This is a genomic window from Prosthecobacter sp. (assembly GCF_049294395.1).
Taxonomy (GTDB): Bacteria; Verrucomicrobiota; Verrucomicrobiia; order Verrucomicrobiales; family Verrucomicrobiaceae; genus Prosthecobacter.
This window is the reverse complement of record NZ_JBAQCR010000088.1, coordinates 1-15,884: the sequence shown is the minus strand read 5'-3', so window position 1 is coordinate 15,884 and position 15,884 is coordinate 1. Positions and strand designations below refer to the sequence as shown.

Annotated in this window: 12 protein-coding genes; 5 read left to right on the top strand and 7 right to left on the bottom strand. The window is 61.3% G+C overall.

Going from position 1 to position 15,884, the window contains the following annotated elements; genetic code table 11:
- From WAW39_RS05895 to WAW39_RS05885, 3 genes are all read left to right on the top strand, one after another.
- Positions 1 to 736, top strand: a 736-nt coding sequence (locus WAW39_RS05895) for a DUF1553 domain-containing protein (protein ID WP_422316751.1), incomplete at its 5' end; no start/stop codon positions are given.
- A 264-nt stretch (positions 737 to 1,000) separates the two neighbouring features.
- Positions 1,001 to 2,326, top strand: coding sequence for a DUF1501 domain-containing protein (locus WAW39_RS05890; RefSeq protein WP_422316749.1), 1,326 nt, complete (start codon positions 1,001 to 1,003; stop codon positions 2,324 to 2,326).
- Positions 2,327 to 2,334: 8 nt separating this feature from the next.
- The gene (locus tag WAW39_RS05885; RefSeq protein WP_422316747.1) at positions 2,335 to 3,399 is read left to right on the top strand and encodes a WD40 repeat domain-containing protein; all 1,065 of its coding nucleotides are present in this window, start codon (positions 2,335 to 2,337) and stop codon (positions 3,397 to 3,399) included.
- Between the two features lie 396 nt (positions 3,400 to 3,795).
- Here the strand turns inward: WAW39_RS05885 and WAW39_RS05880 are convergent, their stop codons facing one another.
- Positions 3,796 to 4,332 (bottom strand): hypothetical protein, encoded by a 537-nt coding sequence (locus tag WAW39_RS05880; RefSeq protein ID WP_422316745.1) that lies wholly within the window; start codon positions 4,330 to 4,332, stop codon positions 3,796 to 3,798.
- 112 nt (positions 4,333 to 4,444) lie between these two features.
- Positions 4,445 to 5,839, bottom strand: coding sequence for a sigma-54-dependent transcriptional regulator (locus tag WAW39_RS05875; RefSeq protein ID WP_422316743.1), 1,395 nt, complete (start codon positions 5,837 to 5,839; stop codon positions 4,445 to 4,447).
- A 170-nt stretch (positions 5,840 to 6,009) separates the two neighbouring features.
- Here WAW39_RS05875 and WAW39_RS05870 point away from each other — a divergent pair, with 170 nt between their 5' ends.
- On the top strand, positions 6,010 to 6,726 hold the full coding sequence (locus WAW39_RS05870; protein WP_422316741.1) for a methyltransferase domain-containing protein: 717 nt from the start codon (positions 6,010 to 6,012) through the stop codon (positions 6,724 to 6,726).
- Positions 6,723 to 7,262 (top strand): hypothetical protein, encoded by a 540-nt coding sequence (locus WAW39_RS05865; RefSeq protein WP_422316739.1) that lies wholly within the window; start codon positions 6,723 to 6,725, stop codon positions 7,260 to 7,262. The genes WAW39_RS05870 and WAW39_RS05865 overlap by 4 nt, the downstream gene beginning before the upstream one ends.
- A gap of 244 nt (positions 7,263 to 7,506) precedes the next feature.
- On the opposite strand, the gene WAW39_RS05860 is transcribed toward WAW39_RS05865, so the two are convergent.
- The 5 genes from WAW39_RS05860 to WAW39_RS05840 all read right to left on the bottom strand — a co-directional run bounded on the left by WAW39_RS05860 (position 7,507) and on the right by WAW39_RS05840 (position 15,580).
- On the bottom strand, positions 7,507 to 8,178 hold the full coding sequence (locus WAW39_RS05860; RefSeq protein WP_422316737.1) for a response regulator: 672 nt from the start codon (positions 8,176 to 8,178) through the stop codon (positions 7,507 to 7,509).
- Between the two features lie 125 nt (positions 8,179 to 8,303).
- On the bottom strand, positions 8,304 to 10,670 hold the full coding sequence (locus tag WAW39_RS05855) for an ATP-binding protein (RefSeq protein ID WP_422316735.1): 2,367 nt from the start codon (positions 10,668 to 10,670) through the stop codon (positions 8,304 to 8,306).
- Between the two features lie 40 nt (positions 10,671 to 10,710).
- Positions 10,711 to 11,346 (bottom strand): cysteine hydrolase, encoded by a 636-nt coding sequence (locus WAW39_RS05850; RefSeq protein ID WP_422316733.1) that lies wholly within the window; start codon positions 11,344 to 11,346, stop codon positions 10,711 to 10,713.
- Positions 11,347 to 11,636: 290 nt separating this feature from the next.
- Positions 11,637 to 15,026, bottom strand: a complete 3,390-nt coding sequence (locus tag WAW39_RS05845; protein WP_422316731.1) for a PAS domain S-box protein — start codon at positions 15,024 to 15,026, stop codon at positions 11,637 to 11,639.
- Entirely contained in the window at positions 15,023 to 15,580 is a 558-nt protein-coding gene (locus WAW39_RS05840; protein ID WP_422316729.1) for a heme NO-binding domain-containing protein, read from the bottom strand. Before WAW39_RS05840 ends, WAW39_RS05845 begins: the two co-directional genes overlap by 4 nt.
- Positions 15,581 to 15,884 lie beyond the last annotated feature (304 nt).

Here is a 15,884-nt window from a genome sequence, read left to right as displayed (position 1 = left end):
GTATGAGGATGCGAAGGCTGCGGTGCGTGTGCCGAAGTACTCGCGGCGCGAGGCTTTTGCGGAAGCGGCGACGCAGGACAATCCGCTGCTGGCGCGCGCGTTTGTGAACCGCATGTGGGCGGCGTTCATTGGTCGCGGCATTGTGAATCCGCCGGATGAAATCAACGAGCGCAACACGCCGAGCCACCCGGAACTGCTGGAGTGGCTGGCGCAGGATTTTGCCGCGCATAAGTATGACACGCGGAGTGTGGTGCGGGAGATCGTGCGCAGCCGGGTGTATGCACTGGGGGCGTCTGATGCGGCACCGGAGCTGTTTGCGGGGATGGTGGAGCGACCGCTGACGGCGGAGCAGCTGGCACGCTCATGGCGTGTGGCGCTGGGCCTTCCGCCGGAGGACGATGAATTCCGCCGTCAGGTCATCACCGCCATGCCGGACGTGCTGCCCAAGGAGTACAACGCCACCTTCCAGCAGGCGCAGTTTCTCTCCGGATCTCCCAGCATGAACGCGCTGCTGCAGGCCGCTCAGGGTGGAGTCATCAAGAAGCTGACTGCGCTACCAGATGCTACCACTCGCATACGTGAAGCCTTTCAGGCCGTGTACGGCCGCGCGCCGGATGCGGATGAAGCCACGCAGGCGTCGGCCTTTGTGAATGCGAATGCCGCGCACCCCGCAGATGCCACGCGGGATCTGCTGTGGGCGCTGCTCACCAGCGCGGAGTTTCTGGCGATGCCTTAGTTTGTTCGCCGTTCATGCAAGGTGATGCGTTTTGAAGCAGTCAGGCAATTGACCACGGAATACACGGAATACACGGAAGCCGGAGTCTGATTTAAATTCCGTGTATTCCGTGGTTGAGGTAATCTGGTTGAGAGCATTCAGGTAGAACGAACTCGCCCAATTTCATCTGCCAGCCAAGAATCTGCATTCCCTCGAAAATCACTGCTAAAAATGCCCTGGAAATGGTGTAACTTTCCTGCGCTCGAAACGCTCCCTTTTTACCTGATGAATCTCCGCGATCCCCATCCACGTTGCCCGACGCAAGAACACACGCTGCATCGGCGGCTGTTTTTGAAGGGGCTGACGGGAGGGGCGCTGGCCAGCACAGCGAGCTTTACGGGGCTGTTTCAGAATCCGGTGTTTGCGGAGGAGACGAAGAAGGCGCAGAAGCATTGCATCCTGCTGTGGCTGTGCGGGGCGCCGAGTCAGTTTGAGACGTGGTATCCGAAACCCGGCAGTCCGGGGAACGGGCCGTTTGGCAGCATGCCGACGAAGATTCCGGGCATTCATTTTTCTTCGCTGATGCCGAAGTGCGCGAGCATCGCGGACAAGCTGAATCTGGTGCGCAGCATGAAGACGAACCAGCCGGAGCACCTGCAGGCGATCAACCTGCTGCAACGCGGCAGCCCGGAGCGTGCGGGTTTCACGCGGCCGACGCTGGGCAGCAGTCTGGCGCAGGCGATGGGGCAGCTGGATTCGAAGCTGCCGAATTTCATCTTTCTGGATCCCGTGCCCGGGGGCAATGAGTTCGAGGGCTTCAAGGCTGGCAACTGGGCGGGCTGGCTCGGCGCGGAATATGCACCCGTCCGCCTCGGCGGGGACTACACCCAGTTTCTGCACACGGAGGGCGAGGGCATCCCGCAGCATGACAAGGAATCGCGCGAGACGTTGCGCAAGTTTCTGACTTCGAAGTATGAGCGTGACCGCAACAGTGCGGTTGCGCGCAGCCAGAACGCGGCCTTTGAGCGCATGAAGGGGCTGAGCGCTAGCGCGGACCAGTTTGACGTGAACAAACTGCCTGCCAAGGACCGCGAGCGCTACGGGCCCGGAAGTTTTGCGCAGCATGCGCTGATGTCGCGGCACCTTGTTGAAAATGGCGCGCCGTTTGTGATGGTTGCCAATGGTATGAACTGGGACAATCATGTGTTCAACCATGAGATCCATCAGATGCTTGTGCCGGAGCTGGACCATGTGGTGTACAATCTGGTGAACGACCTCGAAGAGCGCGGGCTGCTGGACTCCACGCTGGTGATTGCAATGGGCGAGTTTGGCCGCAGTCCGTGGATGAACGCGGCGCGCGGTCGCGAGCACTACCCGAACGCCTGGAGCATGATGATGACGGGCTGCGGCCTGAAGCGCGGCGTGGTCACGGGCGCCACAGATGTGGACGGCGTGGACGTCATCGAAAAACCGTACAGCGAGCAGAATCTCTTCGCCACCATCTTCACGGCGCTGGGCATTGATCCGTATGCGGAGTATGACCTGCCCGGCATGCCCACCTTCCACCGCGTGGAAAACAAGGCGGAGCCGATCCGCGACATCCTCGCCTGAGACCGCCCATGAAACTGACCCGTACCAAACAATACGAGATGCCCTTTGCCGTCCTGGGACTGGCGACCACGCCGGATGGCGCGCTGGCCTATGCGGCGTGCATGGATGGCAGTGTGCATGCTGTGGAAACTGCGACCGGCAAGAAGGACATCTTTGAAAAGAAGCACAGCTCCTACGCCAGCGGCTGCGTGCTGCTGCCGGATGGGAAGACGCTGATTTCCGCCGGGTATGACGGGATGCTGCTGTGGCATGACGTGGCGACGCGGAAGTGTGTGCGCGAGGTGAAGGCGCATCAATTTTGGAGCTGGCAGCTGGCGCTGTCGCCGGATGGGAAGCGGGTGGCGAGTGTGACGGGGCAGTACATCGCGGGGGGCTGGAAGTATGAGCCTGCGGCGGAGAGCGAGCCGAGTGTGCGCGTGTATGACACCGCCAGCGGTGCGCTGGTGGCCAGCTACAACCATACGCCGCCGGTGCTGAGCTGTGCGTTCAGTCCAGACAGCAAACATCTCGCTGCGGCAAATATGATGGGCGAGGTGCGCGTGTGGGATGTGCAGTCGAAGGATGGCAAGCCGGTGTCGCAGTGGACGTCTCCGGATTTTACCTCGTGGGGCACTACGAAGTCGCACCACTACTCCGGCGGCATCTACAGCCTCGTCTTTTCACCGGATGGCAATGCCCTGCTAGGTTGTGGTATGGGGCCGATGGGAGATCCGATGGCGGGCAACGGCAAAATGACCTGGCAGCGCTGGGACTGGCGCACGGGCAAGAAGATGGATCAGATCAAGGACGGTCAGCACGGCTCCGGTCTCATGGAGACGCTGGCGTTTCATCCCGATGGCCAGCACTTCCTCATGGCGGGCCGTCAGGCCCAGGGGACGTGGAATGCCGCGCTCTTCAGCGCGGCGGATGGCAGCCTGGTTTCATCCATGGACACCAAATCACGCATGACGCGCGCACGCTTCACCGCGGATGGCAAGAGCATGATCGCCACGGTGATCACCGGCCCCGGAAAAGTGAAGCCGGGGAAGTGGGAGGCGATGGGTCGGGTGCAGGTCTACAGTGTGGAGGTGTGAGGGGGGGCGACGCGGCTGCGCAGCTGCTGGCTCCGGCCCTGTCTGATACCACGATTCCTTGAAACCAGGTCTGTGATCCAGCCGCCGCAGACCTGGGCGGGCTGCAGGTCGGCTGCAAGTGGGTGTGGGGAGGATGCGTCTGGATTTGGACTGCGGTTGCGCAGATGCACGACGCAGGCGTGCATCGGAGCCACCGCTTTCGCGGGTGGTGTTGAAGGTTCTTCGGCCTCAGGCTGCCGTCCGGCTTGCGGAAAGCGGTGGCTGCGATCCTTCCTCCCTTCGCAACCGCAGTCCAAATGGGCGGCTTTCGCGCTTTCCCCACGGGAGCCTGCGACGCGCTGCGCATGACGGGCGGCACGGAGGGTTTTCAGCGTGGTGGGGGGCGGCGGCGCGGCCTTACTTTTGATTCAGGCAAAGTTGCAGCAGCGAGGTGAAGGGCGGAAGATTGGGGCCGAAGGCTTTGTGGAGATCTGCCATGGTGAAGCCTTTTTCATCGGACTCCCCGAAGGCGGGGAAATTCCGATCTGCGGGATCGGGTTTAAACACGACGAAGCCCACGCCATACTTTTTGATGCAGCGCAGCTTCATTCGACGGCGCGCTCTTTCGGACATGACGGCCTTGTCGATGGCACAAATCCAGTCGAACTGAAGCGGGGTCCAGAAGGGTTTGCCTTGAAGCTGGAGGGGACCCGGCTTTCCAGGGGGGGGCGCTTTGGTGTACGACTTCAGGACTTTGGCGTCCACCTGGTTTTCCGCCTGGATCGCGCGCAGGTACTTGCCTTCCAGAGTGCGTGTGGTCAGGTCTTTGAATGCTGCGGCGTTTTTCCAGGAGGTGCATGAATCGAGCATGAGCAGCATGGCGAGCAGCAGCCCGGCGGTGGCGAGGCTGTTCATGCGGCTGGACCGACGATCAAGGATTTGAGGGGTGTGCATGGAATTTTGGGGCTTGAATCCATATTACGCCCAAGCACAACATTTGCGAACTCACTTTTGCAGGCGGGTGCTGTGATGTGACGGGGGCGGACTGACAGGCAGGAGGCGCGAATCAGCCTGTGGATGGGGTGACCTGCCTGGGCAGCTTGGTGAGCCGGTAGCGCTGGATTTTGTACTGCAGGGCGCGGCGGCTGATGCCGAGGGCCTGCGCGGCTTCCTCGCGGTTGGAGGTGACTTTGAGCAGCGTCTGGCGGATGAGCTCGGCCTCGACTTGGGCGAGGGTCATGCCCGGCTGGATGGCGATGGCGTGCGGCTCGCGCCTCCCCTGGTGCATGGCCGGTGGCAGATCATCCAGGCCGATGGCGGCGTGCGGCACGGTGACGACGAGGCGCTCCACCAGATTGCGCAGCTGGCGGACGTTGCCGGGCCAGCGCAGGGTTTGAAAAAGGCTGAGCACCTCGGGTTTGAATTTCTTGGGCCGCCGCCGGTGCTTGGTGCAGAAGTGGTCGGTGAAGGATTTCACGAGCGGAGCGATGTCCTCCGCACGCTCGCGCAGCGGGGGCATCGTCACGGAGACGATGTTGAGGCGGTAGAAGAGGTCTTCGCGAAAGGCGCCGCCGGTGACGGCCTCGGCTTCGAGATCTTTGTTGGTGGCGGCGATGATGCGGGCGTTGGCGCGCTCGATTTTGTGACTGCCCACCGGGCGGTAGGTGCCGTCTTCGAGCACGCGGAGGAGGTCGCCCTGGCCTTTACGTGAGAGATCGCCGATCTCATCGAGAAACAGGGTGCCGCCCTGGGCGAGCTGGAAGCGGCCTTTGCGGTCGCTGACGGCGCCGGTGAAGGCACCGCGCACATGGCCGAAGAGCTCGGCCTCGATCAAGTTCTCCGGCAGCGCGGCGCAGTTCACGGCGATGAAGGGCTGGGCTTTGCGGCGGCTCTTTTCATGAATGGCACGGGCGACGACTTCCTTGCCGGTGCCGCTTTCGCCGCCGATGAGCACGGTCACATCCGTGGGGGCGATCTGCTGGATGAGGCGGCTGATGTCCTTCATGGCGGCGCTGCTGCCGGCGAAGATGTCGGGGTCTGAGCGGCGGCGCAGGCGCTGCTTGATCTGCTGGTCTTCAGCCACAAGGGACTGATGATCCAGGGCCTTGCGGACGGACTCGGCGAGCTGCGCTGCGTTGACGGGCTTGGAGAGGTAGTCAAACGCGCCTTTGCGCATGGCCTCCACGGCGGTGTGGATGGTGCCTTTGTCGCTGAGAAAAATGAACTGCGTGTCCGGCGTGATGCCGCGTACTTTTTCCATGAGCGCGACGGCGTCGATGCGCTGCGCGTCGAAGGATTTGACCACGACATTGAAGAGCTCTCCGGCGGCGAGGTTCAGCGCATCGGTCTCATGCGAGGCGACGGAGACCCGGTAGCCGACTTTGGCCAGCACATCCCGGATGACGCGGGCGGAGGTGGCATCGCGATCGAGGACCAGGATGTGGATGTTGGCGAGTTCCATGCAGTCGGAACAACGTTGCACTGAGTCGCCGCTGCAAGTGCAGAATTTGCACACAAGTGCGGCTGGTGGAAATCAACCCCAAACTGGCATGGCGCTGCAGGCCTTGAGTTACAAGGGCTGGAGCGTCTGCCGGGCCACATGGCCCCGGAAATGCAATCTCAGGGGATGTCATGCTCAAATCCTCCCCCCAACGCCCCTCCTCATCCCGCACCCCGTCTGACAACGAGCTTCTGCAATCGAAGAAGGACCAGGACTTCGACCTGATCTTCCCAGAGGCCATCGGCAGGCTGTCCGCCTGCCACTGGAGCCCGGTGCACGTGTGCCGCACGGCGGCGCAGCTTCTTGTCGTGCAGGCCGGCACGCGGGTGCTGGACATCGGCTGCGGTCCGGGGAAATTCTGCGTCATCGGCGCCATGACGACGCAGGGCCACTTCACGGGGGTGGAGCAGCGGGGGAAGCTGGTGCGAACCGCGCAGGAGGTGGTGAAAAAGCACCATGTGCCACGCGTGGAGATCGTGCATGGAAACATCCAGGACGTGAACTTCCGCGACTTTGAGGCGTTCTATCTCTTCAATCCGTTTGAGGAGAACATCATGCCCGCGCTGCGGATCGACTACGATGTGGAGCTGAAGCCGGAGCTTTACACGGAGTACTCCGCGCATGTGCAGCAGCAGCTTCTGCGGATGCCCATGGCGACACGGGTGGTGACTTACTGCAGCGACGGCCTGGAGATCCCCGACTGCTACGCCTGCGTGAAAACGGCCTTCACCGACAAGCTGAAGCTGTGGGTGAAGAAGCACCCGTCTCCGGACTACGCGCATGCCGCCGCGTTTTCTGCGGATGATCGCAGCATCCCGGTGGGAGTGGAGGAGCACGCCTGCGCATGAATTCCGCTCTGGCATGGCTGGAGGTCCTGCGCCGTCCTCTCGACGAATCCTCCTCCACGTATGCCCTCCATTTTGACAACCCCACCCACCCCGACCAGCCCATGAAAACCACCGCCACGCTCATCGAAGACCTCTGCCAGCTCAGCGAGCTGGATGCCGCCAAACGCCGCCTGGAGCCCAGCAGCCCGCGCTGCAAAGAGCTGAGGCTGGAGGCCGAGAGCGTGCGCGAGCGCCTGCCCACGGCGATCCTGCACCACTACGATCTGCGGATTTCCAAAGGCAAGCGCGGAGCGGCCCGGATGCGGAACAACACCTGCGGCGGCTGCCATCTCTCGCTGCCCAGCGGCCAGCTTTCGGATCTGCGCCGTGAGGATGCGTCTCTGCAAGTCTGCGGCTACTGCAGCATCTTCATTCTGCCGGAGATCGCCCCGCAGCCTGAGGCCGCCGCCGCGCCTGTGGTGGAGGAGCCCGTGGCCGTGAAGAAGCCGCGCAAGAGCAAGGCCAAGGCTCCGGCTGAAGAGGTGCCTGGAGAATGAGGCTTTAGATGGTGTTTAAAGACCTTGGCGTGGCGTCATGCCGCAGCAGGGAGAAAGCTCGCGAGAGCGTTTTGGAGTGCTCCAGCCCTCTGGAGCTTTGCGCAGGCCGATGGACGCTCGAAAGCGCCGGAGGACCGGCGCACTCCAAAACGCAAAGCGCCAGCGCGGCCAGGGTGTTTCAAACACGGCCCGGCATCCTGCCGGATGGTCCGGTGGGAAATGCCAGTGGATGGTAGGGCGGGGGCTACGCCTGATGCTCCAGGTACTTGATCACGGCCTCGGTGCGGGAGCGGACGTGGAGCTTGGAGTAAACGGCCTTGATGTACTCGCGCACGGTCTCGTAGCTGATGCCGAGGTCATGGGCGAGTTCTTTGGGGACCATGCCCTGGGCCAGGCGTTCCAGGACCTGGCTTTCGCGCGGGGTGAGGCAGGGGATGTCCTTCTTCTGCGGCGTGGCCGGAGTCTGGAAGGATTTGATCAGCAGGCGTGCGATGTCCTGGCTGAGCGGCGCGCCGCCTTCGCTGGCCTGGCGGATGCCGGCGGCGATTTCGTTGGGCTTGGAGGATTTGAGCAGGTAGCCATTTGCACCGGCACGGAGTGCTTCGAAGACTTTGGCCGGATCGTCATGGATGGTGAGCACGACGAAGGCGGTCTCGATCAGGCGCGGTGAAAGCTGGCGGATGAGTTCGATGCCGGAGATTTTGGGCAGTTCGAGATCGACGATGACCACATGCGGCCGGCTGTCGATGATGGGCTTCACGGCTTCCTCCGCCGAGGCCCAGGCTCCGTCGAACTCAAAGCCATGAGCAGGCTTCTGGATGAGCTTTTTCATGAAGAGCCGCAAGGTGGGGTCATCCTCCACGACAGCGACACGAAGGGGTTTCAAGGCGGGGGATTCGCTGAGGGATTCGGACATTTCACCCAATAACGGCAGTTTTGCCGGATTGGGCAAGGTGAATTGGTGTGCCGCCCTTGCTGGCCGATCCCTAGGAATTGTTACATGTGTTGGGAGGCAAATGCTATGCGCTGGCCTGAGTCTGGCTAGCTCAGGCACAGCATGAGCTTCCTGAGCTCCGGGGCGGCGGACGCGACGGATTGCTTCAGCTGCGCCGTGAGCACAGGCTGGCTGGCGCGGAGGTTCTTCTCGGCGGTTTGCTCCAGCTCGCGGCTGAGCGTGTGGATGGATGAGAGACCAAAGAGAGAGCTGGTGCCTTTCAGCGAGTGGGCCGTGCGACGCAGCGCAGCCTGATCGTCGGTGCCCGCGAGTTTTTCGAGTTCTTGGATGCGCTCAGGCGTGTCTTTGAACCAGTTTTCGATGAGTTCGAGGGCGTTTTCAGTGCTCAGATCCTCCACCAACTGCTGGAGGGCCTCCCGTACAGCGGATGTCTCTTCAGCGGACCACTGCGGAGTTGCTGGAGTTTTTGCGAAAACCTGGACCTGCTGCAGGGCTTCAAGAAGCGGCCGGGTTCGCAGGGGTTTGGAGACGTAGTCATCCATGCCGACGGCAAGGCAGCGCTCGCGCTCGCCTGCCTGCACATTCGCAGTCATGGCGATGATGCGGCAGCGCGGGCGTTTCCAGTGCGGGCTGGCTTCGAGCTGGCGAATGGCACGCGTGGCCTCGTAGCCATCCATGTTGGGCATGTGGCAGTCCATGAGGATGCCGTCATAAACACCGCTGGCAAAGCGCTCCACGGCCACTTCACCATCGGTGGCCACTTCGGCAGGGTAGCCGTTCTTTTCGAGCATCATCATCGCCATGCGCGCATTGACCTCATTGTCTTCGACGAGGAGAAGGCGCGGCTTGATGCCGCCGATGGTTGCCTGAGGGGCTGTTTCTGCACGCACTTCCGGCTCTTCCTGCACCGGCATCTTCTGGTTTTCGACCACGCGCAAAGGCAGCCGGATCCAGAAGCGCGAGCCTCTGTGGCGTTTGCTCTCCACGCCGATGCTGCCGCCCATGAGCTCCACCAGGCGCTTGCAGATGGCGAGTCCGAGGCCGGTGCCGCCAAAGCGCCGCGTGGTGGAGCTGTCCACCTGCGTGAATGGCTGGAAGAGCTGGCTCTGCTGCTCCTCCGTCATGCCGATGCCGGTGTCGGTGACGCTGATTTCCAAATTCGGGGCGCCGGTGGCTGTGGCGTTTAAGCGGCTCACCTGAATGCGGATGCTGCCTTCATCGGTGAACTTGATGCCGTTGCCGACGAGGTTCATGAGGATCTGCCGTAGCCTGCCAGGATCTCCCATGAAGCAGTCCGGCACGTCTGAGCCGATGCGTACAATCAGGTCGATGGAACGAGAGGCCGCCTTGTGCTGGAGAAGATCCACGACACCGCTGATGACGGAATCGAGACCGAAGGCTTCCTCCACGAGATCCAGCTTGCGGGCTTCGATCTTGGAGAAGTCGAGGATGTCCTCGATGATGGTCATGAGTGAATCACCGCTGTGGCGCACGGCATCGACCATCTCGCGCTGCTTGTCTGCAAGCTCGGTGTCGAGCAGCAGGGAAGTCATGCCGATGATGCCGTTCATGGGCGTGCGGATCTCATGGCTCATGGTGGCCAGGAAGTCGCTCTTCGCCTGGCTGGCGGCCTCGGCTTTTTCCTTGGCGATCTTGAGCTCGCTCTGGGTTCGTTTGAGTTCCGTGATGTCTGACTGCACGGCAATGAAGCGCACGATGGTGCCCTCCTTGTTCTTGATCGGGGTGACATGAAACTCCACCCAGTAAGGTGAGCCCGACTTGGTGTAGTTCAGCAGTTGCGCCTGAAAGGACTCCCCCTGGCGGAGTTTTTCCCCAATCAAGGCCACCGTTTCACGATCCGTCTCAGGCCCCTGCAAGACGTCGCCGGGCTTGCGCCCGATCACCTCGCCGAGGGTGTAGCCCGTGCGTTTCACAAAGGCGTCGTTGACCCATTCCAAGCGGCCGGAAGCATCCGTGATGACGACGAGGTTGTCGGTGAAGCTGGCCACGAGAGAAAGCTTCTCCAGCTCCTGCTGATTTCGCCTCTGCTTGGTCACGTCATGCATGGAGCCAATGATCCCGGAGCCGTTCAGTGCGGAGACGGCGATCTCCATGCAGACCACCACGCTGTCGAAACGCCGCATGTGGATGGCAGGGCGGGCGGGGCCGGAGGCAACGCCGCCCTCGATGATCTTCGTCAGCAGGGGCTGGTCATCCACCACCACGTAGTCACGCAGGAGCGTTCCGGTGGACGCCGCGACTGAGTAGCCCAGGGTGTCCGTCCAGGCTTTGTTCATGAAGACCAGCCTGCCATCGCCATCCGTCTCAAACACGATTTCAGAGAGGCATTCCACCCGCCGCCGCATGCGTTGCTCAGACTCGATCAGAGCCTCGGTGAGGCGGTAGGTCGCCTCCACGTGGATGTCTGTCAGCAATGTGGAATGTTCGTTCATGGACGAGTCGCTTGCGCAGCAGACTTGGACCTTCTGTTTTCTACGCCGCCAGGGCTGCGGCCATCAGACCGGAGAGCGGCATCTCCGCTTTCAATTTTTCATTGGTCGCCACTCCGCCATAAAGCGGAAACACATAACTGCAGAAGAAGTCCTGCTCCACCGGGGTGCGTGCTGAAGTGCAGTCGGAGAGGATCGTCACCTTGTAGCCGCGCTCGTAGCCCGCGCGTCCGGTGGAGTCAATGCAGAGGGAGGTGACCATGCCGGCCACGAGGATGTTCTTGATCTTGCGCTCTTTGAGGACCTCTTCGAGGTTCGTCGAGGAGAAGGCGTTGAAGCCCACCTTGCCGGAGACGTAGGTGATGCGGTCTCCAAAGGCCAGGAGTTCGGGGATCGTTTCAGCCCCGAAGGAACCTTCTTTGAAGGCGCCCACCTGCTTGATGGTGTCCAGGATGCCCACGGAGTTTGCCAGCGCCCGGTAATCCGGTTTCAGGATGATCGGCGTGGAGATGATGGTGAGCTTCGAAAGCGCGTAATGATTCAGGAGATCAAGCGTGTGAGCGAGCGTGCGGTCCACGCGGTCCGCCTCCTCCACCACGCCGCGAAGAATGCCATTGGCGGCGAAGTAATCGTTTTGATAACCCACAAGAATGAGTGCGGTAGATTCAAGGTCGAGCATACGGATGGAATGTTGGAGTGTTGGTTGTTGTTGGATCAGAGGGATGCTTTGTGAAGCGCCTTCATTGTTCGCCGCCAGCCACGCCGAAGCATCATCCGCAGTTGAGGGGGAGTGTGGGGGCGTGCGCAGACTCCCCGTGGACGCTGGGCGGACGAACGCTTCTCGCATACCTCCGGCATGCGTCTCTGAATGGAGATGGGGGCATCGCGGGGTCCGGTGGTTCCCGCTGCACCGCTGCGCGTTTTCGCTCCACCCCCGGCTAATTTCTCTGCTCCCTCCGGGAGCCCACACTACTGCAGACCTGCGATGAGCTTCTTCAGCTCCGGCACGGCGCAGCCAAAGAGTTGCTTCAGCTTGGCGATGAGGGCGGACTGCCCGGCGCGGTGATTGTTTTCGGCGGTTTGCTCGATCTCACGGCAGAGCGTGTGGATGGAGGTGAGGCCGAAGAGGGAGCTGCTGCCTTTCAAGGAATGCGCGGTGCGGCGCAGCGTGGGCTGATCGTCGCTGCCGGCGAGTTTTTCGAGTTCGAGGATGCGCACAGGGGTGTCGGTGAACCAGTTTTCGATGAGTTCGACGGCGTCTGCTGTGCTGAGTTCTTCCGATAGTTGCTGGAGGGCCTCATGTGCGGAGGTCGTGTCTTCAGCGGACCACTTGGGAGGCTCAATGTTTTCCTCGGCTTCGGCGAGTACTTGCACGCGGTTCAGGGCTTCGATGAGCGCCTTGGCGCGCAGCGGCTTGGAGACGTAGTCATCCATGCCGGCGGCCAGGCAGCGCTCGCGCTCACCGGTCTGCACATTGGCGGTCATGGCGATGATGCGGCAGCGCGGGCGTTTCCAGAGCGGGCTGGCTTCGAGCTGGCGAATGGCACGCGTGGCCTCGTAGCCATCCATGTTGGGCATGTGGCAGTCCATGAGGATGCCGTCATAGACGCCGCTGGCAAAGCGCTCCACGGCCTCTTCGCCATCCCGTGCGACTTCGCCCGGGTAGCCGTTTTTTTCGAGCATCATCATGGCCATGCGCGCATTGACCTCATTGTCTTCCACGAGGAGAAGGCGCGGCTTGATGCCGCTGGCGGTTGATTGTGGGACGATCTCATCACGCACGCCCACGTCGTACCTTGGAATCATCCTCTGGCTTTCAACGACACGCAGGGGAAGCCGCACCCAAAAGCGCGATCCTTCCATGTGCTTGCTTTCCACGCCGATGGTGCCGCCCATGAGCTCCACCAGACGCTTGCTGATGGTGAGGCCGAGGCCCGTGCCGCCGAAGCGCCGCTTGCTGGAGCTGTCCACCTGCGTGAAGGCCTGGAAGAGCTGGCTCTGCTGCTCCTCCGTCATGCCGATGCCGGTGTCCGTGACGCTGATTTCGAGATTGGTCGTGCCGGGAGCTATGCAGTTGAGAGTTCTCACCTGGATGCGGATGCTGCCTTCATCGGTGAACTTGATGCCATTGCCCACGAGGTTCATGAGGATCTGCCGTAATCTACCAGGATCTCCCATGAAGGAGGCCGGCACGTTGGGGGCGATTCTGACAATCAAGTCGATGGAGCGGGAGGCGGCCTTGTGCTGAAGAAGATCCACGACGCCGCTGATCACGGAATCCAGGCGGAAGGCTTCTTCGACGAGCTCCAGCTTGCGCGCCTCGATCTTGGAGAAGTCGAGGTTGTCCTCGATGATGGTCATGAGGGCCTCGCCGCTGTGGCGCACGGCATCCACCATCTCGCGCTGCTTGTCTGCAAGCTCGGTGTCCAGCAGCAGGGAAGTCATGCCGATGATGCCGTTCATGGGCGTGCGGATCTCATGGCTCATGGTGGCGAGGAAGTCGCTCTTGGCCTGGCTGGCGGCTTCGGCGATTTCCTTGGCCTTCAGCAGTTCCTGAGCCGCGCGTTTCTTCTCAGTGATGTCTGAACCGATGCCGAGATACCCGATGACCTGGCCCTGCATGTCAAAGAGTGTCGTGACGCAGAGGAGGACGGGAAAGTGTGAGCCATCTTTGCGGACATAAGTCCACTCACCCTCATCCGGTTTGCCGAGCCGTGATTTGGCGACGAAGGTCTCAAAACCCGCTTCGATGGGACGGCCGAGTTCGAGGGTGAGAGCCGCAGCGCGTGCCGCGACTTCTTCGGGCAGATGAAAGGGGGCCGGTGTCTGCAAACCGATGACCTCTGTGGCCTTGTAGCCCAGATGTTCTTCGGCAGCATGGTTAAAGGTGACGATGGTGCCATCCGGCGTGGTGGAAATGATGATGTGGGCGGCGCCATCGAGAACAGCCTTCTGCAAGGCGTTGGAACGCCAGAGCTGGTCTTCGGAGCTTTTGCGCACCATGAACTGGCCCATTTGGTTGCCGGTGCCTGCGAGAGCCTGCAGCAGCGGCTCGTCAGGATCGACGGCTTCACTGGCAAACAGCTCCACGACACCCAGAATTTCCCCGTCAGCGATGATGGGAAAGGCGATGGATGCGCGCAGCTTGCAGCTCAGGGCGCAGGCTACACGCGGATTGTCCGGACTCTGCTCGAAATCACGACACCACTGGCTTTGCTCCGTTTCCAGGACTCGGCCGGGTGTGCACATGCCTGTGCCAAAACGCAGCTTCCTGCTTATCGTGATGAAGGGTGCGATGTCCCTCAAAGGATCATGCCAGAGTTCGGCGAGGCGCAGAGCTTTGACGTCCACCTCAAGCATCCAGAGCAATCCGGCGGTCCAGCCGAGCTGCTGGCAGATCATCTGCATCACCTTGGCAGAGACCTGACGAACGGTGCCGGGCTCAGCGAGGATACGACTGGCGGAATACTCCAAGGCACGGCGTTTCTCATCCTGCTTGCGCTGGGTGACATCGCTTTCGATGGCCATGAAATTGACCACTTCTCCGGCCTCATTGCGGATGGGTTGAATCTCGAGCGCGGTCCAATAACTGCGGCCGGAGCGGTGATAGTTGAGGATCTCCGTTTGTACGCTTTTACACTCTTTCAGAGAGCGCTTCATCAAACTGATGGTGGCGGGGTCTGAGCCGGGGCCCTGGAGAAAGGAGCCGGGGGTGCGGCCGATGACTTCAGCCAACTGCCAGCCGGTCATGCGGGTGAAGCCTTCATTGACCCACTCAATGCAACCTTGAGCATCGGTGACGATGACAGCGTTGTCGGTGCGTGAGGCGACGAGGGCGAGCTTGCGCGCGTTGGCCTCCTGCTCCCGCAGCTGGGTTTGCTGCTCTTTAAGGCGGTTGTTAAGATTGATCAAATCCGCCGAGGTCAGGCGCTGTGCCTGCAGGACTTGGAGGAGATCGAGAGTCTGATCATGCACGGCAAAATCCCCCATGGTCAGGCCGAGTTTTTCCACTTGATCAGGCTCCGTGAGCCAGGGGGTGGCAAGCATGATGCCGAGGTGAGGCTCGTTGTGGATGATCACCTGGCCGCGCAGGATGCATTGATTTTGGCGGCTGCGCAGCAGCAGCAAATTGTCCGGCATGGACCTGGCAAGGGCATCACTGAACTCGCCTGCAGGGCGGATGGCCAGGAAAAGATCCTGCAGGCGCGCGCCAGGAGCCGCCTTGGGGCATACTTTGACCAAGGAAGGGCCGGCTTCGAGGAGGCGGTCATTCTCATCCCAGGCGAAGTAGAAAGGAAAGGCGCGCAGGAACTCCTTGCTGGGAATGCTGCCAATGATGCTGGTCCCGCTGATGGTCATGCCTCAGGGGGAGTCCAGTTCACTGCAAAGATGTCATGGTCGGCACCCGCTGTCTTCATGGCGATAATCTCAGTCGTTACGGGTGTTTTGTAAAGCTTTCCAAGTCCCTGAACGAGGCCGACGACAAAATCCGTAAGTCCCGGGCGGTGGGTGAAGTAGTGCAGGCTCATGGAGTTGTCCTGGACGTCCTGGCACTCAAAGCGTGGGGGCGTCAGATTGGGGTAGATCATCTGCACGCGCGTGTGGAGGTTCGGCAGATTGATGAGGAACTCCTTCAACGTGGCGCCGCCTGAGCGCATCATGACGCCATAGCCGTGCGAGGCTGTTTTCAAAATCCAGTGTTCACCAAAGGCGATCAGCACCTCGCGGACGGTGACGCCCAGCACTTCGGAAGACGCGCCCACGAGTTGGTAGGTGATGTCATCCGAATAGCCCTCATGGCTGATAAACACTTCAATATCAACGCCTGCCTTTTGCTTGATGTGCTGCCAGCGCTCCTCCCCGTAATTGGAGATGACGAGGTCTTTGATGGCTTTGTTGACGAGTCCGTACATGAATGAAAGTGAGGGTGATGGTGGGGAAGGGACAATGAACTTCAAGGAACTTTGGTGCAGCCCCTGTTTTCCAGCACCCTCCTCAGTTGGGGGGGGGGAGGAGGGGGGGCTGGCACAAAATTGAGGGGGAGTTTTTTTTCGTGCAATGGCGCGGGCATGCTGCCATACCATGAAGAAGAATTCACCCGTAGCTGACTGCGCCGCATGTCCTTTTCCTCTTCCTCCGCCGAGACACCGAGGTCCAGCTCTGCTGGAGCACCGCTGGGCTGGGAGCCACCAGCGCCGGAGGAACTGCAGGAGATGC

Coding starts and splice junctions, on each gene's coding strand:
- WAW39_RS05875 (WP_422316743.1), bottom strand. CDS start 5,839: ATGGAACTCGCCAACATCCACATCCTGGTCCTCGATCGCGATGCCACC.
- WAW39_RS05870 (WP_422316741.1), top strand. CDS start 6,010: ATGCTCAAATCCTCCCCCCAACGCCCCTCCTCATCCCGCACCCCGTCT.
- WAW39_RS05840 (WP_422316729.1), bottom strand. CDS start 15,580: ATGTACGGACTCGTCAACAAAGCCATCAAAGACCTCGTCATCTCCAAT.
- WAW39_RS05890 (WP_422316749.1), top strand. CDS start 1,001: ATGAATCTCCGCGATCCCCATCCACGTTGCCCGACGCAAGAACACACG.
- WAW39_RS05850 (WP_422316733.1), bottom strand. CDS start 11,346: ATGCTCGACCTTGAATCTACCGCACTCATTCTTGTGGGTTATCAAAAC.
- WAW39_RS05880 (WP_422316745.1), bottom strand. CDS start 4,332: ATGCACACCCCTCAAATCCTTGATCGTCGGTCCAGCCGCATGAACAGC.
- WAW39_RS05865 (WP_422316739.1), top strand. CDS start 6,723: ATGAATTCCGCTCTGGCATGGCTGGAGGTCCTGCGCCGTCCTCTCGAC.
- WAW39_RS05845 (WP_422316731.1), bottom strand. CDS start 15,026: ATGACCATCAGCGGGACCAGCATCATTGGCAGCATTCCCAGCAAGGAG.
- WAW39_RS05860 (WP_422316737.1), bottom strand. CDS start 8,178: ATGTCCGAATCCCTCAGCGAATCCCCCGCCTTGAAACCCCTTCGTGTC.
- WAW39_RS05885 (WP_422316747.1), top strand. CDS start 2,335: ATGAAACTGACCCGTACCAAACAATACGAGATGCCCTTTGCCGTCCTG.
- WAW39_RS05855 (WP_422316735.1), bottom strand. CDS start 10,670: ATGAACGAACATTCCACATTGCTGACAGACATCCACGTGGAGGCGACC.